The sequence below is a fragment of the Streptomyces griseoviridis genome (assembly GCF_005222485.1).
GTDB classification, from domain to species: domain Bacteria; phylum Actinomycetota; class Actinomycetes; order Streptomycetales; family Streptomycetaceae; genus Streptomyces; species Streptomyces hintoniae.
This window is the reverse complement of sequence record NZ_CP029078.1, coordinates 815,635-840,790: the sequence shown is the minus strand read 5'-3', so window position 1 is coordinate 840,790 and position 25,156 is coordinate 815,635. Positions and strand designations below refer to the sequence as shown.

Here is a 25,156-nt window from a genome sequence, read left to right as displayed (position 1 = left end):
CGCCCTGACGTCCTGACGTCCTGACGTCCTGATGACCCGGCGTCCCGGCGTCCGGACACCCTGATGACCTGGCGTCCCGGCGTCCGGACACCCTGATGACCTGGCGTCCTGGCGTCCTGGCCTCCTGAGGCCCTGACCACGCGGCCGGCGGCCGGCGGCCGGGCGGTTTTGCCGGAACGGCAACGGATGTCGTGTCGCGCGCGGGTGGGACCGGATGATCGACAGCGGAACCTGGTCCCCGCGACCAGGCTGCCCGACGGCCGCCCCGGCCCGCGTGACCGGGCCGCTCGACGGCAGATCAGGCCCGCGACCGCGCCCGCACCGGAGGAACCCCATGCCGCAGACATCCGACGCCGACCGCACGCACCGCCTGGTGCCCTCGCCGGCCGGCCGCACCCACCTGGTGGAGCAGGGCGAGGGGCCGCTCGTGCTGCTCGTGCACGGGTTCCCTGAGTCCTGGTACTCCTGGCGCCGCCAGCTGCCCGCGCTGGCCGCCGCCGGCTACCGCGCGGCGGCCCTCGACGTACGTGGCTACGGGCGCTCCTCCAAGCCCGGTGCGGTGGACGCGTACGGGCTGCGCGACCTGGTCGCCGACAACGTCGCCGTCGTGGAGGCCCTCGGTGAGTCGTCCGCCGTGATCGTCGGCCACGACTGGGGCGCGACCATCGCCGCGACCTCCGCGCTGCTGCGCCCCGACGTGTTCCGCGCCGTCGGCCTGCTGAGCGTCCCGTACACCCCGCCCGGCGGCCCGAAGCCGAGCGAGGTGTTCGCCGCGATGGGTGGCCCGGAGGAGTTCTACGTCTCCTACTTCCAGCAGCCCGGCCGCGCCGAGGCGGAGATCGAACCCGATGTACGGGGCTGGCTCGGCGGCTTCTACGCGGCGCTGTCCGCCGACACCATGCCCGAACCCGGCGCCCCCGACCCGCACTTCGTGACCCGGGGCGGCACGCTGCGTGAGAGGTTCCCCGAGGGGCGGCTGCCGCACTGGCTCACCGAGGCCGAACTCGACGTCTACGCGGCCGAGTTCGAACGCAGTGGAGTGACGGGCGCACTCAACCGCTACCGCAACATGGACCGGGACTGGGCCGACCTGGCCGACCACCACGGCGCCCCCGTCCACCAGCCGTCGCTGTTCCTCGGCGGCAGCCGCGACGCCTCCACCACCTGGCTCGCCGACGCGATCGAGGCGTACCCGAGGACCCTTCCCGGCCTCACCGCCTCGCACCTCCTGGACGGCTGCGGCCACTGGCTCCAGCAGGAGCGCCCCGACGAGACCAACCGCCACCTGATCGACTGGCTCCGCTCCCTCGACGCCTGACCCGACCGCGCCGTGCGCGGCCGGCGTTCAGACCCGGCCCGCCCGGCGCTGTCCGCGCAGCAGCAGCCCCAGGTAGACGCCGCCGACCACCGCCGTCACCACCCCCACCGGCAACTGGGCCGTGCCGGGGACGCGTTGGGAGACGAAGTCGGCGGTGACCACCAGCAGGGCGCCGGCGCAGGTCGCCGCCGCGAGGTTGGGTCCGGGCGCGCGGGTGAGACGGCGGGCCAGTTGCGGCGCGATCAGCGCCACGAACGGCACCGGGCCCGCCGCGGCCGTCGCCACCGCGCACGCGGCCGTCGCCAGGACGAGGATCACCAGGCGGGTGCGCTGCACGGACACCCCGAGCCCGCCCGCCACGTCGTCGCCCATCTCCAGGACGCGCAGCCGGCCCGCGGCCAGCACCACCAGCGGCAGCACCACCACGAGCCCGACGGCGGCCGGGCGGACGTCGCCCCAGTCGCGGCCGTTCAGGCTGCCGTTGAGCCAGACCATCGCCTGCGCGGCCTGCGTGAAGCGGGCCTTGGCGAGCAGGTAGGCGTTGACGCCCTGGAGCAGGGCGCTGACCCCGATGCCGACCAGCACCAGCCGGTAGCCGTGGACGCCGTGCCGCCACGCCAGCACGTACACCAGGAACGCGGTGGCCAGTCCGCCGCCGACCGCGCCGAAGGCGATCTGCCCGCCGGTGCCGCCGAGGACCAGCACCACCAACAGGCCGCCGGTGGCGGAGCCGTAGGTGAAGCCGACGATGTCGGGGCTGCCCAGCGGATTGCGCGACAGGCTCTGGAAGAGGGCCCCGCTCACCCCGAGCGCGGCACCGACCAGGATGCCGGTGAGCAGCCTGGGCAGCCGCAGCTGGTTGACGACGAAGTCGGTGCGTGCGCTGCCGTTGCCGAGCAGGGTGCGCACCACGTCGGCCGGGGAGACGGTGAACTCCCCGGTGCCCAGGGCGAGTACGCCGATGGCGACGGTGGCCGCGAGGACCACGAGACAGACCGTCAGCGTCCGGAGGTCCACCCGCAGCGACAGCCGCCGCGAGGGGCTGCGCACCACATGGGTGCGGGAGGACACACCCGCCGGGGCGATCATGAGGACACCACCCGGCGGTGGCGGACCAGGGCGATGAAGACGGGGGCGCCGACGACCGCCGTCACCACTCCCGCGTCGAGTTCGTCGGGGCGCACCACGACCCGGCCGAGGACGTCGGCGAACAGCAGCAGCGAGGGGGCGAGCAGCAGGGAGAGCGGCAGGGTCCAGCGCTGGTCGGCGCCGGCGATCATGCGGGCCATGTGCGGCACCGCGAGGCCGACGAAGACCAGCGGGCCGACCGCCGAAGTGGCCGCGCCGCACAGCGTCGTGACGGCGAGCAGCCCGAGGACGCGGGTGCGGTTCAGGTCGGCGCCGAGGGCGCGGGCGGCGTCGTCGCCGAGGGCGAGCGCGTTGAGCGGGCGGACCAGCGCGAGCGCCAGCAGCAGCCCGGCGCCGATGAACGGGCCGACGGTGGTGAGGGTGTCGCCGTCGGCGCGGGCCAGCGATCCGACGCTCCAGAACCGCAGTTGGTCGAGGACCTGGGCGTCGAGCAGCATCAGGGTCTGGCTGACGCCGGTGAAGACGGCGGCGATCACCGCGCCGCCCAGCGCGAGCCGTTCGGGGGTGGCGCCGCCGCGTCCGCCGGAGGCGAGCGAGTAGGCGAGGAGTCCCGCGATCACCGCGCCCGCCATCGCGAACCACACCGACGCCCAGAGGCTGGAGACGCCCAGCACGGTCAGGGACAGGACGACGCCGGTGGCCGCGCCGGCGTTGACGCCGAGCAGCCCCGGGTCGGCCAGCGGGTTGCGGGTGAGGGCCTGGATGAGGGCGCCGGCGACGCCGAGGGCGGCGCCCGCGGCGATCCCGGCGAGGGTGCGGGGCACCCGGACGTCCCAGATCACCGAACCCGCCGTCGAGCCGTCGTCGTGCAGCAGGGCGTGCAGCACCGTCGGCAGGGCGAGCGAACGGGAGCCGACGGCCAGGCTCAACGCGACGGCCACGCCCAGCAGGAGCAGCGCGCCGAGCACCGCGAGGGTCCTGGTCGAGGTCCGGCGGCTCGCACCCCGGTCCGTCTCGTCCCCGTCATGAGCCGCCGTGGCGACCTTAGTTGACACCGCCGTCCTCCGTGCGCAGCCGCTCGGCGATCCTGCGGCCGAGCTCCTTCTTGTCCGTCTTGCCGACCGAGGTGCGGGGGAACACCTCCACCACCTCGACCCGGTCGGGGAGTTTGTACCCGGCGACCCCGCGTGCGGTGAGGAATCCGGCCAACTCGCGCTGGGTGGGCGGCTGCTGGCCGCGCGGCACGAGGTAGGCGCAGGTGCGTTCGCCCATCGTCGCGTCGGGCATGCCGATGACGGCCGCGTCGTGCACGGCGGGGTGGGCGAGGAGGTGGTTCTCCAGCTCCTCGGCGGAGATCTTGTCGCCGCCCCGGTTGATCTGGTCCTTGACCCGGCCCTCGACGACCAGGTGCCCGGAGGGCAGCACGCGCACCAGGTCGCCGGTGCGGTAGAAGCCGTCGTCGCTGAAGGTGCGGGCGTTGTGGCCGGGTGCCCGGTAGTAGCCGCGCAGGGTGTAGGGGCCGCGGGTGAGCAGTTCGCCCCGCTCGCCCGGTGGCACGTCGTGGCCGTCCTCGTCGACGACCCGGATCTCGTCGTCGGGGCTGAGCGGCCGGCCCTGGGTGCCGGTGACGAGGTCGGCGGTGTCGTCCAGGCGGGTGTAGTTGAGGAGTCCCTCGGCCATGCCGAAGACCTGCTGGAGGGTGCAGCCGAGGGCGGGTGCGACGCGGGCGGCCGGTTCCGCGCCCAGTTTGGAGCCGCCGACCTGGAGCAGGGCGAGCGAGGACAGGTCGGCCTCCTCCCACTCCACCGCCTCCAGCCAGAGCAGGGCGATCGGCGGGACCACGGCGGTCGCGGTGACCTTCTCGCGCTCGATCAGCGCGAAGGCGTCCTCGGGGCTCGGGGTGGGGGAGAGGACCACCGTGCCGCCGACCAGCAGGGTGCCGAGCAGCCCCGGGCAGGCGAGGGCGAAGTTGTGCGCGGTCGGCAGCACCACCAGATAGACGGTGTCCTGGTCGAAGCCGCAGATCTCGGCGCTGGCGCGGGCGTTGTAGGTGTAGTCGTCGTGGGTGCGCGGGATCAGCTTCGGCTTGCCCGTGGTGCCGCCCGACAGCAGGAGCAGCGCCACGTCACCCGGGTCGGGTGCGGGCAGGGGCCGCGGCTCGGCGTCGAGGTCGGCGAGCGCGGTGAACTCGGCCGCGTCACCGGCCACCAGGACGTGCGCGATCGACGGCACCGCGGCGCGGACGGCGCGGGCGAGGGCGCGGTGGTCGAAGCCGTCGAGGACGTCGGGGACGGCGTAGGCGACGGCCCCGGACACCTTCGCGACGTGCGTGATCTCGCTCTCGCGGTGCGCGGGCAGCGTCAGCACCGGTACCGCGCCGGCCCGCAGCAGCGCGAAGAACAGCACCACGAAGGCGTCGGTGTTGGGGAGTTGGACGATGACGCGGTCGCCGGCCGCGATGCCGATCCCGCGCAGTCCGGCGGCCGTGCGGTCCGCGCGCCGGTCGAGTTCGGCGTACGTCCAGCGGTCGCCCGCGGCGTCGACGAGCGCGGTCCTGTCCGGGTCGGCCCGCGCCCGGTCCCGCAGCAGCCGGTCCAGTGGCCGGCCCTCCCAGTACCCGGCGTCGCGATAGCGCCGCGCGAACGGCTCCGGCCAGGGAACCCACCCGTCGAGCATGCCCCACTCCCGCCTGCTGTTTAGGAAAGGCTTGCCTAATCTCCGATCACGGTCAAGCCCGGAGGACCCGCCGGACCGGAAGTCGCGCACGATCGCGCAGGTGATCGCGGTTGCGGGGCCGTCCGTCGGAGCGCCGGAGCGAGAGCCGGTTCCCGAAGTGATCCAGACCGGCCCTGGACGGGCCTCCGTCTCGAAGCTAGGGTCAGTCCCGATTAGGTTAGGTTAACCTAAGTCCAGGGAGGTTGTTCGTTGCTGCGTTATCGGAGCGCGGAGACGGAACTACCGGGAGAACCGCTCCTGTTGGCCGCGAGACTGGCGGAGTCGGGATTGTTCGACCAGTACGTCGTCTACGAACGAGAGGGCGACTTCCGCTTCGCCGGAGGAGCGCTGGGCGAGGTCGTCGTCGACCGCTCCGGCATCCGGCGCAGATGGCTCGCCGAACAGACCGCGGACCCGCTCGGGCCGCACCCACTGCGCCAGGTCGGGGAGCGGCTCGCCGAGACGCCCGCCGAGGGCTGGAGCGCCTACGGCTGGATGGCCTTCGAGTTCTCCCACCTCTACACCGACCGTCCCGACCGCGCGGGCGACGCCGATCTGCTCCATCTCGTCGTCCCGCACACCGAGGTGAGGTTCCGTCAGGAGAGCGCCGAGGTCCGCAGCGCCGACCAGGAGACCCTGGACGCGGTGCTGGAACTGCTCGGCAAACCCGTCACCCCCACCCCCGTCGACCCCCGGCCGATCGAGGTCGCCGACCCCTCCGGGCGCTACCCGGGGATGGTGGCCGCCGCCGTCGAGGAGATCAGGTCGGGCACCGGCCTGCAGAAGGTCATCCTCTCCCGCTCCGTCCCGGTGCCCTTCCCCGTCGACTTCGTCGCCACCTATGTTCACGGCCGCACCCACAACACCCCCGCCCGCTCCTTCCTGTTGGACCTCGCCGGCCGACGGGTCGCCGGGTTCAGCCCCGAGACCGTCGCCGAGGTGAGCGCGGACGGCCGGGTCGTCACCCAGCCGCTCGCCGGAACGCGCGCCCGCGGCTTCGGCGGCGCCGAGGACGAGCGGCTGCGCGCCGAACTCCTCGCCGATCCCAAGGAGATCTCCGAACACGTGCTGTCCGTGAAACTCGCCGAGGAGGAGATGGCGGCCGTCTGCGGACCGGGCACCGTCTCGGTGCGCGACCTGCTCAGCGTGCGCCAGCGCGGCAGCGTGCAGCACCTGGGCTCCAGCGTGCACGGCCTGCTGGCCGACGGCGCCACCGCCTGGGACGTGCTGCGCGCGGTCTTCCCCGCGGTCACCGCCTCCGGCATCCCCAAACTCCCCGCCTACGACTGCATCACCCGGCTGGAGGAAGGACACCGCGGCATCTACAGCGGCGCCGTCCTCCAGGTGGACGGCGACGGCGCGCTGGACGCGGCCCTGGTGCTGCGCAGCGTCTTCGAGGAGGACGGCAGGGCCTGGCTGCGCGCGGGCGCCGGCATCCTCGCGGGATCCACCCCGGCCCGGGAACTGGAGGAGACCTGCGAGAAACTGCGCAGCGTCGCCCCCTACGTGGTCCCCGCGCAGCCGGAGCCGCCCGCCACGCCGTCCGGCCGGGCCTAGGGGGTCGGCATGCGGCTGGGAGAAGTGGTCGTCGATGTCACCCCGCTCAGGTCGGGCAGGGACTTCCGGCTGGTCTTCGCCACCCAGGCGATCTCCATGCTGGGCACCCATCTCACCTCGGTGGCGGCGAGCCTCCAGATCTACGAACTGACCGGATCGTCCGTCCAGGTCGGCCTGATGAGCGCGGTGCTCGGGATGTCCCTGCTGGTCGGCCTGGTCACCGGCGGGCTGCTCGCCGACCGGGTCGACCGGCGCCGGGTCGTGCTCGTCACCCGGTCGGTGACCGCGGTGGTGGTCACCGGGCTCGCGGTGAACGCGGCCCTGCCTGACCCGAAGGAGTGGTTCGTGTTCGTGGCGGCCGTCCTCGCGGGCGGCACCAGCGGGCTCGGCGGCCCGGCGATGATGGCCGCCACCCCCACCCTGGTGGCCCCGGGCCAGCTCGCCGCCGCGGGCGCGCTGCTCACCCTGACCGCGCAGCTCGGCGGCATGGTGGGTCCCTCGCTCGCCGGGGTGATCGCGGCGGGGCCCGGACTCGCCTGGTGCTTCGCGATCGACGCGGCCATCTACGTCGTCGGGCTCGCCCTCCTCGCGCCGCTGCCCAAGATGCCCCCGGCGGCGGGCACCGAGGGGCAGCATCCGCTGAAGGCGATGGCGGAGGGGCTGCGGTTCCTGCGCGGCAACCAGGTGGTCGCGGGACTGCTGCTGATCGACGTGTGCGCGGTGGTCTTCGCGATGCCGTACGCCCTCTTCCCCGAACTGGGCACCGAACACTTCGGCGGCGGTCCCTCCACCGTCGGGCTGCTCTACACCGCGCCCGCCGTCGGCTCCTTCTTCGGCGCGCTGACCAGCGGCTGGACCGGCCGCGTGCACCACACCGGGCGGGCCCTGATCGGCGCGGTCGCGGTCTGGGGCGTGGCCATCACCTGCTTCGGCCTCAGCCCGAGCCTCTGGCTCGCCCTCGCCTTCCTCGCCCTGGCGGGGCTCGGTGACACGGCGTCGGAGATCCTGCGCCGCGCGCTGCTCCAGCACTACACGCCGGACCGGCTCCAGGGCCGGGTCGGCAGCCTCTGGCTCGCCCAGGCCACCGCCGGACCCTCCGTCGGCAACCTGGAGGCGGGCCTGGTCGCCCGCGCCCTCGGCTCCTCGGCCGGTGCCGTGGTGCTCGGCGGCGCGGTCTGTCTGGCCGGGGTCGCGACGGTCGCGCTCGCCGTGCCGGGACTGCGCAGGGCCACCCTGCACGGGCCCTCGGACCGGCAGCAGGACGCCGACGCGCCCGCGCGGCCCTCGAAGACCGCCGACTGACCGACCGACCCCGGGGAGGGAGGCGCCCGTGCCGAGCGCGCTCGTCAACGGCATCCGGCTGCACTACGACGTCCAGGGCGACGGCGACCCCGTGGTCCTGGTGATGGGCCAGGGCGCCACCGGCCGGGCCTGGCACCTCCACCAGGTGCCGGCCCTGGTGGCGGCGGGACACCGGGTCGTCACCTTCGACAACCGGGGCGTCCCGCCCACCGACGAGTGCGCCGACGGGTTCACCGTCGACGACCTGGTCGCCGACACCGCCGGGCTCGTCGCGCGTCTCGGCCTCGGCCCGTGCCGGTTCGTCGGCGTCTCGATGGGCGCCTACGTCGTGCAGGAGTTGATGCTGGCGCGGCCCGAACTGGTCGTCCAGGGCGTCCTGCTGGCGACCCGCGGCCGCACCGACCCGTTGCGCGCCGCCGTCTCGGCCGCCGAACGCGCCCTGTACGACAGCGGGGTGGCGCTGCCGCCCGGCTACGCGGCGTGGGTGCGGGCGCTGGAGAACCTCTCCCCGGCCACGCTCGACGACGAACAGCGCGTCCAGGACTGGCTCGAACTGTTCACGTTCGCGCCGTCGCCCACCGGGCCCGGAATCCGGGCCCAGCTCGAACTGCGCCCGCCGGAAGGGCGGTTGGCCGCCTACCGGGCGATCACCTCGCCCTGTCTTGTGATCGGTTTCGCGGACGACGTCACGCTGCCGCCGCGGCTGTCCCGCGAGGTGGCCGAGGCGATCCCGGGCGCCGTCTACCGGGAGATCGAGGACTGCGGTCACTACGGCTACCTGGAACGCCCGGACGAAGTGAACCGGATGCTCCTGGAGTTCTTCCACACCACACGGCAGTGACTTAGGTTAGCCTCACCTAAGTGTCTACTCAGGGGGTACTCGTGCAGCGCACCCTGCTCAACGGCAAGATCCACCGGGCCACCGTGACCCAGGCCGACCTGCACTACGTCGGGTCCCTGACCATCGACCAGGACCTCATGGACGCCGCCGACATCGTCGAGGGCGAGCGGGTCCAGGTCGTCGACATCGACAACGGCGCCCGGCTCACCACCTACGCCATCACCGGCGAACGCGGCAGCGGCGTCATCGGCGTCAACGGCGCCGCCGCCCACCTCGTCCACCCGGGACACCTCGTCATCGTCATGTCCTTCGCCGCCCTCGACGAGGACGAACGGGCCGCCCACCGGCCCCGGGTCGTGCACGTCGACAAGGCCAACCGGGTCGTCGCCCTCGGCACCGACCCGGCCGAACCCGCGCCGGGCGAGCCCGACCAGCGCTCCGGAGCCGTCACCCGGACCGCACCCGCCACTTCGCCGCACCAGGAGAGGAACTGAGCCATGGCCAACCCCTTCGACGACGAGAACGGCGTCTTCCGCGTGCTGGTCAACGACGAGGGCCAGTACTCGCTGTGGCCGGACTTCGCGCCCGTCCCGGCCGGCTGGAACGACGTCCACGGCCCCGACACCCGGGCCGCCTGCCTCGATCACATCGAGCGGAACTGGACGGACATGCGCCCGCGCGGCCTCGCCGAGGCGATGCGCGGGACCGGGGCGTGATGGCGGGCCGCCCCGGGGTGGCGGACGTCCTCCCGCTGTCGCCGACCCAGGAGGGCATGGTCTTCCACGCCCGCTACGACGACCACGCCCCCGACGTCTACACCGGTCAGCTCATCGCGCGCCTCGAAGGCCCGCTCGACGGCGACCGGATGCGGACCGCGGCCGAAGCGCTGGTAGCCCGGCACGCCACCCTGCGCGCCGGATTCCGCACCCAGCGCTCGGGCCGCCCGGTCCAGGTCGTCCGCACCGAGGTCCGCACCCCCTGGCACACCACCGACCTCGGCGCCCTGCCTGAACTGGAACGCGAAGCGGCCTTCGAGCGGCTGCTCGCCGACGACCTCGACACGCCCTTCGACCTCGCCAGGCCTCCGCTGCTCCGCTTCCACCTGATCGCCTTCGGCGCCCACGACCACCGGCTGCTGCTCTCCTCCCACCATCTGCTGTGGGACGGCTGGTCGGCGCCCGTCCTGGTGCGCGAGCTGTTCCAGCTCTACACCTCGGGCGGCGACGCCTCCGCCCTGCCCCGCGTCCGGCCCTACCGCGACTACCTGGCCTGGCTCGCCCGCCAGGACCGCGACGCCGCCCGGGAGGCATGGGCCGCCGCACTCACCGGACTTGACGAACCGTCACTGATCGCGCCCGCCGCCCGCGACCTGCCGGCGGGACGGCCCGAACGCCTCGTGGTGGAGCTGCCCGAGGACGAGACGGCCGCCCTCACCGCCGCCGCCCGCACCCACGGACTGACCGTCAGCAGCGTCCTCCAAGGGCTCTGGGCCGTGCTGCTCGGCCGCTTCACCGGCCGCATGGACGTCGTCCTCGGCGCCACCGTCTCCGGCCGCGACGCCGACCTCCCCGGCATCGAGTCGATGATCGGCCTGTTCATCAACACCCTCCCGGTCCGGGTGCGGCTGCGGCCGGGCGAACCCCTCGCCGACCTGCTCACCCGCGTCCAGGACGAGCAGTCCGCGCTCCTCGACCACCGGCACCTGGGCCTCGCCGACGTCCAGCGCGCCGCGGGACACGGCGTCCTCTTCGACACCCTCCTCGTCTTCGAGAGCTACCCCATCGACGACGACGGCATCGCCCGCGCCCTCGAAGGCCCCCGCATGACGGACGTCTCCGTCCGGGACGCCACCCACTACCCGCTGACCCTCACCGCCCTGCCGGGACCCCGCCTCACCCTCACCCTCAGCCACCGGCCGAGCGCCCTCGACGCGGCCACCGTCACCGCCCTCGCGGCCCAACTGGGCTCCCTGATCGACGACTTTGTCCACCGCCCCGGACTCCCGGTCGCCCGGCTCGGCACCCAGGAACCGCCCGCCCCGCCCGCCGCCCGCGCGGCCTTCCACCCCGCGGTCCGCGCCCTCATCGAGGAACAGGCCGCCCGCACCCCGGACGCACCCGCCGTCCGGTACCGCGACACCACCCTCACCTACGCCCAACTCGACGCCCGCGCAGACCGGTTGGCCGCCGCCCTCACCGCACGCGGAGCCGGCCCCGAGACCGTCGTCGCCGTCGCCCTGCCGCGCGGCCCCGACCTCGTCACCGCCCTCGTCGCGGTGGCCAAGGCCGGCGCCGCCTGCCTGCCCGTCGACCCGGCCTACCCCGCCGAGCGCATCGCCCTGATGCTCGGCGACGCCGCACCCCGCCTGGTGATCTGCGCACCCGCCGCCGCCGCGGAACTGGGCATCGCCCCGGACACCGTGTGCCCCCCGGACGCGTCCGCCGAGCGGCGCGGGCCCCGCCCGCCCGTGTCGCCCGACAACACCGCCTACCTGATCTTCACCTCCGGCTCCACCGGCCGCCCGAAGGGCGTCCTCGGCACCCAACGCGCCCTCGCCAACCGGCTGCTGTGGGGCCGGACCCTCCAGGACGACGGCACACCCGGCGTCCGGCTCGCCAAGAGCCCGGTCAGCTTCATCGACGGACTCACCGAACTCCTCGGCGCGCTGGTCAGCGGCGACACCCTGGCCCTCGCCGACGACGACGCGACCGGCGACCCCCGCGCCCTCGCGGCCCTCGCCGACACCCACCGCGCCACCGTCGTCACCGCCGTCCCCAGCCTCTACGCCGGCCTCCTCGCATCGTCCCCGCCGGACGCCTTCGGCACCGTCCGCACCTGGATCTCCAGCGGCGAAGCCCTCACCGCGCCGCTCGCCGACGCCCTCACCCGGCGGTGGCCCGGCTCCCGTCTCGTCAACCTCTACGGCTGCTCCGAGGCCGCGGGCGACAGCCTCGCCCACGTCTACGACGGCACGCCCGCCCTCGGCCGGCCCGTCGCCAGCACCCGCGTCCACGTCCTCGACCCGTTCCTCGCGCCCGCCCCCGTCGGCGCGACCGGCGAGCTGTACCTCGCGGGCGACGGCCTGGCCCGCGGCTACCTCGGCCGACCCGGGCACACCGCCGAACGGTTCGTCGCCGACCCGTTCGGACCGCCGGGCGCCCGCCTCTACCGCACCGGCGACCTCGCCAGGCAACGCGCCGACGGCACCGTCGAGTTCCTCGGCCGGGCCGACGACCAGGTCAAGATCAGGGGCGTACGGGTGGAGCCCGCCGAGACCGAGGCGGCGGCCCGCGCCCTGCCGGGCGTCGCGCGGGCGGCGGTCGTCGCCCGGGACGAAGGACCGGGACCGAGCAGACTCGTCGCCTACGTCGTCCCGGAACCCGCCGCCGACCTCGACCCCCTCGCCCTGCGGCGGGCCCTCGCCGCGCGGTTGCCCGCCCACCTCGTGCCGTCCGCCGTCGTCCCGCTCGACGCCCTGCCGCTCACCCCGAGCGGCAAACTCGACCGACGCGCCCTGCCCGCACCCGACTTCACAGGAGCGAGCCGGTACGCCCCGCCGCGCACCGCACCGGAGAAGGCGTTGTGCGGACTCTTCGGCGAGGTGCTCGGCCTCGAACAGGTCGGTGTCCACGACGACTTCTTCGCCCTCGGCGGCGACAGCATCGTCTCCGTCCGGCTCGCCGACCGGGCCCGCAGGGCGGGACTCGCCCTCACCCCCAGGGACGTGTTCACCCGCCGCACCCCCGAAGGGCTCGCCGCCGCCCTGCCGGACCGAGCCGGGCCCCCGGCCGAGGAGTTCACCGCGACCGCCGCACCCCTCGTGACCCTCAGCGCGGCGCAGCTCGACAACGTCAAGGCGAGGTGGAGGAGCCGATGAGCGAGGTGCCCGGGGACGACGGTTCCCTGGTCGAGGACGTACTGCCGCTCTCCCCGCTCCAGCAGGGGCTGCTGTTCCACGCCCTGTTCGACGAGGGCGCCCAGGACGTCTACACCATGCAGACCCTGGTGGAGATCGAGGGACCGCTCCACCCCGGCCTGCTGCGCACCGCGGCCGAGGAACTCTTCGCCCGGCACGCCAACCTGCGCGGCGCCTTCCTCCACGAGGACCTCGACGAGCCCGTCCAGGTGGTCCTGAAGCAGGTCCCCGTCGCCTGGAAGCGGACCGAGGCCGCCGACGACGCGACGGTGGCCGCCCTGGCCGCCGCCGACTCCACCGCCCGCTTCGACCTCACCGACCCGCCGCTGCTGCGCCTCACCCTCGTCGACCGGGGCGGCGACCGGCACCAGCTGATCCTCACCAACCACCATCTCCTGCTGGACGGCTGGTCGGTGCCGCTGCTGATCCGCGAACTCCTCCAGCTCTACGCGGGCCTGCTCGACCCCGCCACGGCCCGGCCGCTGCCCGCCGTCCGCCCCTACCGCGACTTCCTCGCCTGGCTGGCCTCCCGCGACCGGGACGCCTCGGGACGGGCCTGGCGCGCGGCCCTCGCCGGGGTGGCGCCCACCCTGCTCGCACCGACCGGCCGCGGACTCCTGCCGGTCCGACCCGAGCTGCACACCCTGCGCCTCTCCGAAGAACTCACGGCGCGGGTGCAGGAGTTGGGCCGGGGCCTCGGTGTCACCGTGAACACCGTCGTGCAGGGGCTGTGGGCGCTGCTGCTCGCCCGCCTCACCGGCCGCGACGACGTCGTCTTCGGCGCCACCGTCGCCGGACGGCCCGCCGAACTCGCCGGTGCCGAGGCCATGATCGGTCTGTTCATCAACACCGTGCCGGTCCGCGTCGCGGTACCGCCCGCCGAACCGGCCGGCGCCTATCTGCGCCGACTCCAGCACGAACAAGCCGACCTGATGGACCATCAGCATCTGGGGCTGACCGAGATCCAGCGGCTGGCGGGCGCGGGCGACCTCTTCGACACCCTGCTGGTCTTCGAGAACTACCCGATCGACGAGGCGTCCGTCGCCGAGGCCGAGGCCCGCGCCGGGCTGCGGATCACCGGCGTCGAGGGGTCGGGCGCCACCCACTACCCGCTGACCCTCGCGGTGCTCGCCGAGAGGCGGCTCGGCGTCGTCCTCGAGTTCCGGCCCGACTGCTACGACCGCCCCGCCGTGGCCCGGCTCGCCGAACGCTTCGAGCGGCTGCTGCGCGCCGTCGTCGCCGACCCGGGACTGCCGCTCGCCGCACTGGACGTGCTCGCCCCCGCCGAACGGGCCCGGCTGCTCGCACGCGGCGCCGGGCCGCAGCCGCCCGCCGGGCCCGGCACCCTGCCCGAGATCCTCCAGGCGCAGGCCGCCGCCACCCCGGACGCCGTCGCGGTGGTCGGGGCGGGGGAGCGGCTCACCTTCGCCGAGCTGAACTTTCGGGCCAACCGGCTCGCCCGCCTCCTGGTCGCCCTCGGCGCGGGACCCGAGCGGATCGTCGCGCTGTCGCTGCCGCCCGCCCCGCAGACCCTCACCGCGCTGCTCGCCGTGCAGAAGGCGGGCGCCGCCTACCTCCCCCTCGACCCCGCCTGGCCCGCCGAGCGGACCGCCGGGATGCTCGCGGACGCCCGCCCGGTGGCCCTGCTCGCCGTCGAGGAGACCGCGCCGGGCGCCGCCACCCTGGCCGGTGTCCCGCTGGTACGGCTCGACGACCCCGCCGTCCGCGAGCGCGCCGCGCGGGCCGACGGCCACGACCTCACCGACGCCGACCGGCTCGCCCCCGCGCACCCCGAGCACCCCGCCCACGTCATCTACACGTCCGGCTCCACCGGACGCCCCAAGGCGGTCCTCGTCCCGCAGCGCGCCATCACCAACCTCTTCGCCGCCCACCACGCGGCCCTGCACACCCCCGCGTCCGCCGCCGTCGGCGGACGGCCGCTGCGGATCGGGCACGCCTGGCCGACCGCGTTCGACGCGTCCTGGCAGCCGATGCTGTGGATGTTCGCCGGCCACGAACTGCACCTGGTGCCCGACGACGTACGCCGCGACCCCGCCGCCCTGCGCGCCTTCCTCGCCGAGCACGCCATCGAGTTCATCGAACTCTCGCCGTCCCTGCTCGCCGAACTCGTCGCCCAAGGCGGCGACTGGCAGGCCGAGTTGAAGGTCATCGGGGTCGGCGGCGAGGCCGTGCCGCCCGACCTGTGGCGCACCCTGCGCGCCACCGAGGGGCTCAGCGCGCACAATCTGTACGGGCCCACCGAGTGCACCGTCGACTCCGCCGACTGCGACCTCGCGCTCAGCGACCGCCCCGCGATCGGCCGGCCGGTCGGCGGCGCCACCCTCTACATCCTCGACAGCCACCTCAACCCGGTACCGACCGGCGTCGACGGCGAGCTGTACATCGCCGGCGCCGGCCTCGCCCGCGGCTACCTCGGCAGGCCGGGCGCCACCGCCGGCCGGTTCGTCGCCGACCCGTTCGCCCGGCACCCCGGCGCCCGCATGTACCGCACAGGCGACATCGCCCGCTGGACCGAGGACGGCCTCGTGGAGTGCCTCGGCCGCGTCGACGACCAGGTGAAGATCCGCGGCTACCGCGTCGAACCCGGCGAGATCGAGACCGTCCTGCTGGACCACGCCCTGGTCGAACGGGCCGCCGTCGTCGTCCGCGAGGACACGCCAGGCGTCCGGCGGCTGGTCGCCTACCTGGTGAAGGCACCGGCCGCGCCGGACGCCGAGGAGACGGCCGACCTGCTGCGCCGCGACGTCGCCGCCGTCCTGCCCGACTACATGGTGCCGTCGGCGTTCGTCACCGTCGACGCCTTCCCGCTCACCCTCAACGGCAAGCTCGACACCGCCGCCCTCCCGCCGCCCCCGCGCACCGCGGGCCCCGCCGCCCAGCCACCGCGCGGCCCCGCCGAGGAGCGGCTCGCCGCCCTCTTCGCGCAGGTGCTCGGCCTGGAGACGGTCGGCGTCCACGACAGCTTCTTCGCCCTCGGCGGCGACAGCATCGTCTCCATGCGGCTGGTCGGGCGCGCCCGCGCGGCCGGTCTCGCCCTCTCCCCGAGAGACGTCTTCGAACATCCGACGGTGGCCGCGCTCGCCGCCGTCGCGGGCCGCGCCGCGCCCCGCCGCACCGCCGACCCGGACGCCGGGACCGGCGACATCCCGCTCACCCCGATGCTCGCCTGGCTCACCGGGCGCGGCGGCCCCTTCCGCGGGCTCAGCCAGGCGCGGTTCCTGCGCACCCCCGAGGGCCTCGACCTCGAAGGGCTGCACCGCACCGTCCAGTCCGTCATCGACCGGCACGACCTGCTGCGCGCCACCTTCGGCCAGGACAGCGACGGGAGTTGGCGGCTGCGCGCCGCACCCGCCGGCACCGCGCGCGCCGCCGACCAGGTCCGCCGCGTCGACGCCGGACGGCTCGACCACCCGGCCGTGGGCGCCCTGGTGCCCGAGGCGTTCGACGAGCTGGTGGCCGAACTGGACCCCGCGACCGGGGACCTCGCCAGGTTCCTGTGGTTCGACTGCGGCGCGGGACGCGAGGGACGGCTGCTGGTGGTCCTGCACCACCTCATCACCGACGCCGCGTCCTGGGGCGTCCTGGTCGCCGACCTCGCCGCCGCCTGGGAGCAGAACCCCCTCTCCCCGCCGGGCACCTCCTTCAAGGAGTGGGCCCAGGCGCTGCGAGCGGAGGCGACCAAACCCCGGCGCACCGCCGAACTCGCCTTCTGGCAAGGGGTGTCGGACCGCCCCGAGCCGACCCTCGGCGCCGACCGGCTCGACCCCGCCGTCGACACCCGCCAGACCCTCCGCAGACACTGGACGACCCTCACCGCCGACCTCGCGGGACCCGTCCAGGAGACCCTGCTCACCGCCCTCGCCCTCGCCGTCCCCGAGTGGCGGCGCGCCCTCGGCCGGCCGGGACCCGGCACCGACGGCACGGTCCTCATCGCCCTCGAAGGACACGGCCGGGAGGAAGGACTCCTGCCGGGCGCCGACCTGTCCACCACCCTCGGCTGGTTCACCAGCGTCTTCCCCGTCCGCCTCGACCCCGGCCGAGGACCCGCGACCGACCAGGTCCGCCGCGTCGCCGACCAGCTCGCCGCCCTCCCCGACAAGGGCATCGGCCACGGCCTGCTGCGCCACCTCAACCCCCGGACGGCCGCCGTCCTGGCCCGACTCCCAGAGCCGCAGATCGAGTTCAACTACCTCGGCCGGATGACCGCGGGCGAACGCCGGGACAGTGCCGTCTTCACCAGCGCCCCCGAGACCGGCGCCATGGGCAGCGGCGCCGACCCCGGGACGCCGGTCCCCTACCCGCTCGTCGTCGACGCCGTGCTCACCGACGGCGGACTCAGCCTCTGCTGGCAGTGGCCCGACCGCCTCTTCACCGAGGCGGAGATCCAGCACCTGGCCGGACTCTGGACGGCCGCACTCGAACCGCTGCTGAAAGGCGGAGCCCTGTGACGGAGACCCACGCCGCTCCCGGCGACCTCGCCGCCCGCAAGCGCGAACTGCTGCGCCGCAGGCTCCGGTCGGCGGGCCTGGCCGACCCCGGGGCCCACGCGGAGCGGATCCCGCGCAGGCCCGCCGACGCCGGCCGGCTGCCGCTGTCCTTCGCCCAGTCCCGGATGTGGCTGCTCCAGCAACTCGACCCGGACAGCCCCGCCTACAACGTGTGCCTCGCCGTCCGGCTCCGCGGCCCGCTGGACCCGGCCGCACTGCGCACCGCACTGCGGGGCCTGCTCGACCGGCACGAGGTGCTCCGCACCCGCTTCCCCGTCGCCCCCGACGGCACCCCCGAGCAGGTCGTCGACGCCACCGCGGAGCTGGAGTTCACCACGGCCGACCTCGGCACCCTGGCGGCGGACGCGCAGGACAGCCGCGCCGACGCGCTCGCCAGGACCGCGTCCGCGACCCCCTTCGACCTCGCCGCCGACCACCCGCTGCGCACCCTGCTGATCCGCCGCGCCGACGACGACCACACCCTCGTACTGACGGTCCATCACATTGCTTGGGACGGCGGCACGTTCAACGCCCTCTCCGGCGACCTGAGCGCCCTCTACCGGGCCGCTGTCACCGGCACCCCCGCCGACCTCGAACCGCTGCCCGTCCAGTACGCCGACTTCGCGCACTGGCAGCGCGCCACCTGGACCGACGAACGGCTCGCCGACCACCTCGACCACTGGCGCACGGTCCTCGTCCCGCCGCCCGCCCCGCTCGCCCTGCCCCTCGACGCGCCCCGCACGGCCCACCCCACCGCCCGCGGCGACCGGCGCTCGCACACCTTCGCGCCCGAGGTCACCGACCGGCTCACCGCCTTCGCCCGGGGCACCGGCGCCACCCCCTTCATGGTGCTCCTCGCGGGCCTCGCCGCCCTGCTGCACCGGGTCACGGGCGCCACCGACATCCCGGTCGGCTCGGCCGTCATGAGCCGCGACCTGCCCGGCCTGGAACAGCTGATCGGGAACTTCGGCAACACCCTCGCTCTCCGCGCCGACCTCGAAGGCGACCCCGGGTTCGGCGAACTCGTCGAGCGGGTACGGCAGCTGTGCACCGACGGCTACGCCCACCAGGACATGCCGTTCGACCGGCTGGTGGAGCGGCTGAGGCCGCGGCGCCACCCGGGCCGCGCCGTCTGGTTCGACGTCATGCTCCTCTTCCTCACCCAGGGACTCGAAGGGCCGCGACTGCCCGGGGTGAGCGCACGGTGGGAGACCGTCCACAACGACACCACCCAGTTCGACCTGTCGCTCGAGGCGTTCCTCACCGGCGGCGGGCTGCGCGTCGAGGCCACCTACCGCAGCGAACTCTTCACCGCGGACACCGTCGACCGTCTGCTCGGCCACCTGGAGACCCTTCTCGCGAACGCCCTCACGGACCCCGAACTCCCGCTCTCCCAACTCCCGTTGATGACCGGCAGGGAGGAGCGCCAGGTCCTCGCGGACTGGAACGACACCGCGCACCCGGTCCCCGCCACCACCCTCACCGCCCTCCTCGACCAGCAGGCCCGCCGCACCCCCGACGCGCCTGCCCTCGTCGCCGACGGCACCCGGCTCGACCACGCGGCCCTGCACGCCCGCGCCAACCGGCTCGCCCGCCTGCTGATCGCCCGCGGAGCGGGCCCCGAAAGCCTCGTGGGCGTAGCCCTCGACCGCGGCCCCGACCTGGTGGTGGCGCTCCTCGCGGTCCTCAAGGCGGGCGCCGCCTACGTCCCCCTGGACACCGGGTACCCCGCCGAACGCCTCGCGTTCCTGATCGAGGACGCCGCTCCCGCACTCGTCGTCACCACCACGGGCGCCCTGCCCGCGCACCCGGCGCCGACCCTGCTCCTCGACGACCCGCGCACCCGCGACCGGCTCGCCGCCCTGCCCGCCGCCGAACTCACCGACGCGGAGCGGACGCTGCCGCTGCGCCCCGCGCACCCCGCCTACGTCATCCACACCTCGGGCTCCACCGGCCGCCCCAAGGGCGTCGTCGTCGACCACGCCGCGATCGTCAACCGGCTGCTCTGGATGCAGGACACCTACGGACTCGGGCCGGGCGAGCGGGTGTTGCAGAAGACGCCCGCCGGATTCGACGTCTCGGTCTGGGAGTTCTTCTGGCCGCTGATCACCGGCGCCGCCCTGGTGCTCGCCCGCCCCGGCGGCCACCGCGACCCGGCCCACCTCGCCGAAGTCATCCGCGAACACCGCGTCACCACCGCCCACTTCGTCCCGTCGATGCTGCGCGCCTTCCTCGACGACCCGGCCGCCGAACAGGTCCGCGGCGTCCTCGACCGGGTGCTGTGCAGCGGCGAGGCCCTGCCCACCGACCTCGCCGACCGCTGCCTCGCCCTGCTGCCCGGCACCGCCCTGCACAACCTGTACGGACCCACCGAGGCCGCGGTGGACGTCACCGCCTGGTCCTGCGCCGAAGGCACCAGCTCTGCCGGCGGCTCCGTCCCCATCGGCCGCCCGGTGTGGAACACCCGCACCCTCGTCCTCGACGCGTCGCTGCGCCCCGTCCCGCCGGGCACCCCGGGAGAGCTGTACCTGGCCGGCGCCCAACTCGCCCGCGGCTACCTCTCCCGCCCCGCCCTGACCGCCACCCGCTTCGTCGCCGACCCCTACGGCCCTGCGGGCAGCCGCCTCTACCGCACCGGCGACCTGGTGCGCCGGCGGCCGGGCGGCGCGCTGGAGTTCCTCGGCCGCACCGACGACCAGGTCAAGATCCGCGGCGTCCGCGTCGAACCCGCCGAGACCGAGGCCGCCGCCGCGTCCCTGCCCGGCGTCTCGCAGGCGGCGGTGACAGTACGTCAGGATGAGCCGGGGGAGCGGCGGTTGGTGACGTATGTCGTCCCGCTGCCCGGCGCCGCACTGGCACCGCTCCAGGTGCGGCGCGACCTCAAGGCCATCCTCCCCGACCCGCTCCTGCCGGCCGCCGTGGTCGTCCTGGACGCGCTGCCGCTCACCCCCAGCGGCAAACTCGACCGGGCCGCCCTGCCCGCGCCCGACCTCGCGGACCTCACCACCCCGACCGCGCCCCGCACCGACGCCGAGGCCCGCCTCTGCGCGCTCATCGCCGACCTGCTCGGACTGCCGTCCGTCGGCGTCCACGACGAGTTCTTCGCGCTCGGCGGCCACTCCGTCCTCGCCACCCGCCTGGTCGCCCGCATCCGCGCCGAACTCGGCGCCGACGTCCCGCTGCGCGCTGTCTTCGACACCCCGACCGCCGCGGCCCTCGCCCCGCTCCTCGCCACCCCGGCCGACCGCCGCCCCGCCCTCGTCCCCGCCGACCGCCCCAAGTCGCTGCCGCTCTCATCGGCGCAGGCCAGGCTCTGGTTCCTGTACCGCCTCGAAGGCCCGGCCCCGACCTACAACCTCCCCACCGCCCTGCGGCTGACCGGACCGCTCGACCGGACGGCCCTGCACGCGGCGCTCGACGACGTGGTGGCCAGGCACGAGGCACTGCGCACCCTCTTCCCCGACGACGACGGCACCCCGCGCCAGTCCGTGCTGCCCGCCGCCCTCGCCGCCGTGCCGTTCACCGTGGTGGCCACCGGGCCCGGGAACCTCGACGCCCTCCTCGCCGAGGCCGCCGCCCGCCCGTTCGCCCTGGACACCGAGATCCCGGTACGCGCCACCCTCTACGCCCTCGCCCCCGACGACCACGTCCTGCTGCTGCTCGTCCACCACATCGCCACCGACGGCTGGTCCGCCGAACCGCTCCTCGCCGACCTGGAGCGGGCCTACCTGGCCCGCAGGGACGGCACCCCGCCCGACTGGGCCCCGCTGCCCGTGCAGTACGCCGACCACACCCTCTGGCGGCAGCGCGCCCTCGACGACCTGGACGACCAACTCGCTTACTGGAAAGCCGCGTTGGCAGGGCTGCCGGAGGAGCTGCAACTGCCCGTCGACCGGCCGCGACCGGCCGTCGCGAGCCACCGCGCCGGGGCCGTCGACCTCACCCTCGACGCGGACGTCCACGCGGCGCTCGCCCGGCTGGCGGCCGAGACGGGCGGCACCGTCTTCATGGCGCTCCAGTCCGCCCTCGCCGTCCTCCTCGGGCGGCTCGGCGGCGGCGACGACATTCCGCTCGGCACCCCGGTCGCGGGCCGCCACGACGCCCGACTCGACGACCTGATCGGCCTGTTCGTCAACACCCTGGTGCTGCGCACCGACCTGTCCGGCGCCCCGACCTTCCGCGAGCTGCTCACCCGGGTCAGGGAAGCCGACCTGGACGCCTACGCCCACCAGGAGCTGCCCTTCGAGCAGTTGGTCGACGCGCTCGCCCCGACCCGCTCGACGGGACGCCACCCGCTGTTCCAGGTGATGATCGCCCACCAGCAGGCCCCGCCCGACACCCGGGACTTCGCCGGACTTGAACTCAGCGAGCGACGGGTGCCCTTCCACACCGCCAAGACGGACCTCGCCCTGCATCTGTTCGAGCGCGCCGGCTCCGGCGGCGTCACCGGCGCCCTGGTCCACAGTCTCGACCTCTACGACCCGGACACCGCACGGGAGATGGCCGACCGCTGGGTCCGCCTCGTCACCGACCTGGCCCGCCACCCCGACCGCCCGGTGGCCGACGCCGACCTCCTCACCCCCGGCGAACGCCGCACCCTGCTGGGGGAGTGGAACGACACCGCGCACCCCATGCCCGTCACCACCCTCACCGCCCTGTTCGAGGAGCAGGCGGCCCTCACCCCCGGGCTCACCGCCGTCGAGTACGGCACCGAGGACGGCCGCGCCCTCACCTACGCCGAGCTGAACGCCCGCGCCAACGCCCTGTCCCACAGGCTCACTTCGCTCGGCGTCGGACCCGAGACCAGGGTCGGCATCCATCTCGAACGGTCCGTGGAGATGGTCGTCGCCCTGCTCGCCGTCCTCAAGGCGGGCGGCGCCTTCGTCCCCCTCGAACCGTCCTGGCCCGCCCGCCGGATCGCCGAGGTGTGCGCCCACGCCGGCCTCACCGCCGTCCTGACCCGCGCGGGCGACGACGCGGTACCCGGCGACGACGCGCCGCCGGTCGTCGCCGTCGACCTCGACGGCCCGGTCCCGAGCGCCGGGAACCCCGGCGTCGAGGTCGACCCGGAAGGGCTCGCCTACGTCATCCACACCTCGGGCTCCACCGGCGTCCCCAAGGGCGCGATGATCCGCCACCGGGCCATCGCCCACCGCCTGTTGTGGCAGCGCGGCCTGCTCGGCTTCGGCACCGACGACGCCGCGCTGTTCAAGGCGCCGCTCGGCTTCGACATCTCCATCAACGAGATCTTCCTGCCGCTGGTGCACGGCGGCCGGCTGGTGATCGCCGAACCCGGCGGCGAACGGGACGTCGACTACCTCCTCGACACCGTCGCCCGGCACCGGGTGACCTTCACCTACCTGGTCTCCTCCATGCTCGATCTGCTCCTGGAACAGGACGGGTTCGCCGAGCGGGCCGCCTCGCTGCGGCACGTCTGGTGCGGCGGCGAGGTCCTCACCCCCGAGCTGTTCGCCCGCTTCCGCGCCGTCAGCCCGGCGATCATGTACCACGGCTACGGGCCCGCCGAGGCCACCATCGGCGTCAGCCACGTCGTCTACCGCACCGGCGCGATCCGCAGCGCCGTCTCCATCGGCCGCCCCAACACCAACACCCGCCTCTACGTCCTCGACGAACGGCTGCGGCCGACCCCGGTCGGGGTACCGGGCGAGCTGTACGCGGGCGGCGTCTACCTCGGCCGCGGCTACGTCAACGACCCGCGGCGCACCGCCGACCACTGGATCGCCGACCCCTTCGGGCCGCCGGGCGGGCGCCTCTACCGCACCGGCGACCTGGTGAGCTGGCAGCGCGACGGCACCCTGGAGTTCCTCGGCCGCGCCGACAACCAGGTGAAGATCCGCGGAATGCGCGTCGAGCTGGAGGAGATCGAGGCCGTCCTCGAACAGCACCCGGGCGTGCGCAGGGCCGTCGTGGTGATCAGGGAAGAGGCGCCCGGCGTACGGCAGTTGGCGGGCTACCTCGTCGCCGCGGGCGATCCACCGCCACCGGCCGAGGTGCGCGACTGGCTCGCCGAACGGGTCCCCGAGCACATGGTCCCGCGCACCCTCACCCCGCTGGACGCGTTCCCGCTCATGCCGTCGGGCAAGGTCGACCGCAAGAACCTGCCCGCCCCCCGGGCCGCCGCCCCCGCCACCGCGACCAGGGAGCCCGCCGACGACCGCGAACGCCGCCTGACCGCGCTGTTCGCCACCGTACTCGGCCTCACCTCCGTCGACGTCGACGACAACTTCTTCGCCCTCGGCGGCGACAGCATCGTCTCCATCCGGCTGGTGACCCTCGCGCGGAAGGAGGGCCTCGCGCTCAGCCCCCGGCAGATCTTCCAGACCCCCACCCCCGCGGGACTCGCCGCGGCGGCCGCCGACGCGGCCGAGGCCGCGCCAGGACCCGCCGACGAACCCACCGGCACCCTCGACCTCACCCCGGTGATGCGCTGGACGGCGGGCCCCGACGGCTCCTGGGGCGGCCTCGCCCAGGCCGCCCTGCTCGTCACCCCGCCCGGCCTCACCCACGACACGCTCCGCACCGTGCTCGCCGCCGTCGTCGACCGCCACGACATGCTGCGCGCCCGGCTGACCGGGGACGGCCGCCTCGACGTGCCCCCGCGCGGCAGCGTCCCCGTCGACGACCTGCTCACCGTCGCGACCGGTACCGACGTACGGGCCGGGCTCGCCGAGGCCGCGTCCCGGCTCGACCCGCGCGCCGGACGGATGCTGCGCGCCGTCTGGTTCCGCCCCGCGGGCGACCGTCCCGGCAGGCTCCTGCTGATCGCCCACCACCTCGTCGTCGACGGCGTCTCCTGGCGGATCATCGGCACCGACCTGGCCGAGACCTGGCGCACCGCCCAGGACGGCTCGACTCCCACCCGCGACCGGTCGGGCACCTCGTTCCGCACCTGGAGCCGACTGCTCACCGAGGAAGCCACCAAGCCCGAACGCGTACGCGAACTCCCCTGGTGGACAGAGGTGTTGCTGTCGGCGCCGCCGCTCCTCGACCGCCCGCTCGGCCCGGCGCGCACCGTACGGGAGCACACCCTCGTCCTCCCCGAGGACACCACCGCCGCCCTGCTCACCACCCTCCCCGCCGCCTACCGCGCCACCGCACCCGACGTCCTGCTCACCGCGCTCGCGCTCGCCGTCGCCGGCTGGCGCGCGGAGCGGGCCGAACCGGGCCGGTCGCTGCTGGTCGGCGTGGAGGGACACGGGCGCGTCGAGGACGCCGTCGGCGCCGACGGCGTCGATCTGTCCACCACCGTCGGCCACCCGGTCGGCATCGACCCGGGCCCCCTCGACCTCGACGAGGCGCTGGCCGGCGGCCCCGCCGCGGGACTCGCCCTCAAACGCGTCAAGGAGCAACTGCGCGCCGCACCCGACCACGGCCTCGGCTACGGCCTGCTGCGCCACCTCAACCCCGACACCGCGCCCGCCCTGGAGAAACTTCCCCAGCCCCAGATCGGCTTCAACTACCTGGGCCGGTTCACCGCCTCGGAGTCCGCCGCCCAGCCGTGGGAACTCGCCCCCGAGGCACCGGTGTTGCGCGTGCCGCCGGACCCCGGCAGGCCCGCCGCCCTCGGCCTGGAGATCAACGCGGTCGCCGTCGAGGAGGCGGGCGCCGCCCGGCTGCACCTCGCCGCCGGATGGCCCGAGACCTTCCTCGCGCCCGCCGAGGCCGACCGGCTGCTCGCCCTCTGGGACCACGCCCTGCGCGGACTCGCCCGGCACGCCGACGCCACCCCGGCCGCCGGACTCACCCCGTCCGACCTCCCCCTGGTCGAGCTGACCCAGGAGGACATCGACGACTTCGAGAACGACGCCTTCGACGACGACGGCCTCTGAGGCCCCCGAGACGTCCGAGGGACACCCGAGATGACACCCCCTGAAGGACCCCACCCCTGG

12 protein-coding genes are annotated in these 25,156 nt (G+C 74.8%); 9 read left to right on the top strand and 3 right to left on the bottom strand.

Annotation, left to right across the window (positions count from 1 at the left end; translation table 11 throughout):
- Nucleotides 1-334: 334 nt before the first annotated feature.
- Complete coding sequence (locus DDJ31_RS03515; protein WP_127181762.1) at nt 335-1,318, top strand: alpha/beta fold hydrolase; 984 nt, start codon at nt 335-337, stop codon at nt 1,316-1,318.
- A gap of 27 nt (nt 1,319-1,345) precedes the next feature.
- On the opposite strand, the gene DDJ31_RS03510 is transcribed toward DDJ31_RS03515, so the two are convergent.
- Genes DDJ31_RS03510 through DDJ31_RS03500 form a run of 3 tightly spaced genes read right to left on the bottom strand, consistent with a single transcriptional unit; the run spans nt 1,346 to nt 5,083 of the window.
- Complete coding sequence (locus DDJ31_RS03510) at nt 1,346-2,407, bottom strand: FecCD family ABC transporter permease (protein WP_127181763.1); 1,062 nt, start codon at nt 2,405-2,407, stop codon at nt 1,346-1,348.
- Nucleotides 2,404-3,462: a FecCD family ABC transporter permease gene (locus DDJ31_RS03505; RefSeq protein WP_127181764.1), complete on the bottom strand. Its 1,059-nt coding sequence runs from the start codon at nt 3,460-3,462 to the stop codon at nt 2,404-2,406. The genes DDJ31_RS03510 and DDJ31_RS03505 overlap by 4 nt, the downstream gene beginning before the upstream one ends.
- A complete protein-coding gene (locus DDJ31_RS03500; protein WP_127181765.1) occupies nt 3,452-5,083 on the bottom strand; it encodes a (2,3-dihydroxybenzoyl)adenylate synthase in 1,632 nt (543 codons plus the stop codon). Before DDJ31_RS03500 ends, DDJ31_RS03505 begins: the two co-directional genes overlap by 11 nt.
- A 300-nt stretch (nt 5,084-5,383) precedes the next feature.
- On the opposite strand from DDJ31_RS03500, the gene DDJ31_RS03495 reads away from it, so the two are divergent.
- Genes DDJ31_RS03495 through DDJ31_RS03460 form a run of 8 tightly spaced genes read left to right on the top strand, consistent with a single transcriptional unit; the run spans nt 5,384 to nt 25,096 of the window.
- Complete coding sequence (locus tag DDJ31_RS03495; RefSeq protein WP_240678297.1) at nt 5,384-6,679, top strand: salicylate synthase; 1,296 nt, start codon at nt 5,384-5,386, stop codon at nt 6,677-6,679.
- Between the two features lie 9 nt (nt 6,680-6,688).
- Nucleotides 6,689-7,981, top strand: coding sequence for an enterobactin transporter EntS (entS, locus tag DDJ31_RS03490; protein ID WP_127181767.1), 1,293 nt, complete (start codon nt 6,689-6,691; stop codon nt 7,979-7,981).
- Nucleotides 7,982-8,009: 28 nt separating this feature from the next.
- Nucleotides 8,010-8,822, top strand: coding sequence for an alpha/beta fold hydrolase (locus DDJ31_RS03485; protein ID WP_127181768.1), 813 nt, complete (start codon nt 8,010-8,012; stop codon nt 8,820-8,822).
- Nucleotides 8,823-8,863: 41 nt separating this feature from the next.
- Nucleotides 8,864-9,316, top strand: a complete 453-nt coding sequence (gene panD, locus DDJ31_RS03480; RefSeq protein WP_127182973.1) for an aspartate 1-decarboxylase — start codon at nt 8,864-8,866, stop codon at nt 9,314-9,316.
- Between the two features lie 3 nt (nt 9,317-9,319).
- Nucleotides 9,320-9,538, top strand: a complete 219-nt coding sequence (locus DDJ31_RS03475) for an MbtH family protein (protein ID WP_127181769.1) — start codon at nt 9,320-9,322, stop codon at nt 9,536-9,538.
- Nucleotides 9,538-12,699: a non-ribosomal peptide synthetase gene (locus DDJ31_RS03470; RefSeq protein WP_127181770.1), complete on the top strand. Its 3,162-nt coding sequence runs from the start codon at nt 9,538-9,540 to the stop codon at nt 12,697-12,699. Before DDJ31_RS03475 ends, DDJ31_RS03470 begins: the two co-directional genes overlap by 1 nt.
- Entirely contained in the window at nt 12,696-17,207 is a 4,512-nt protein-coding gene (locus DDJ31_RS03465; RefSeq protein ID WP_127181771.1) for a non-ribosomal peptide synthetase, read from the top strand. The genes DDJ31_RS03470 and DDJ31_RS03465 overlap by 4 nt, the downstream gene beginning before the upstream one ends.
- Entirely contained in the window at nt 17,204-25,096 is a 7,893-nt protein-coding gene (locus DDJ31_RS03460) for a non-ribosomal peptide synthetase (protein WP_127181772.1), read from the top strand. Before DDJ31_RS03465 ends, DDJ31_RS03460 begins: the two co-directional genes overlap by 4 nt.
- The last annotated feature ends 60 nt before the right edge of the window (nt 25,097-25,156 follow it).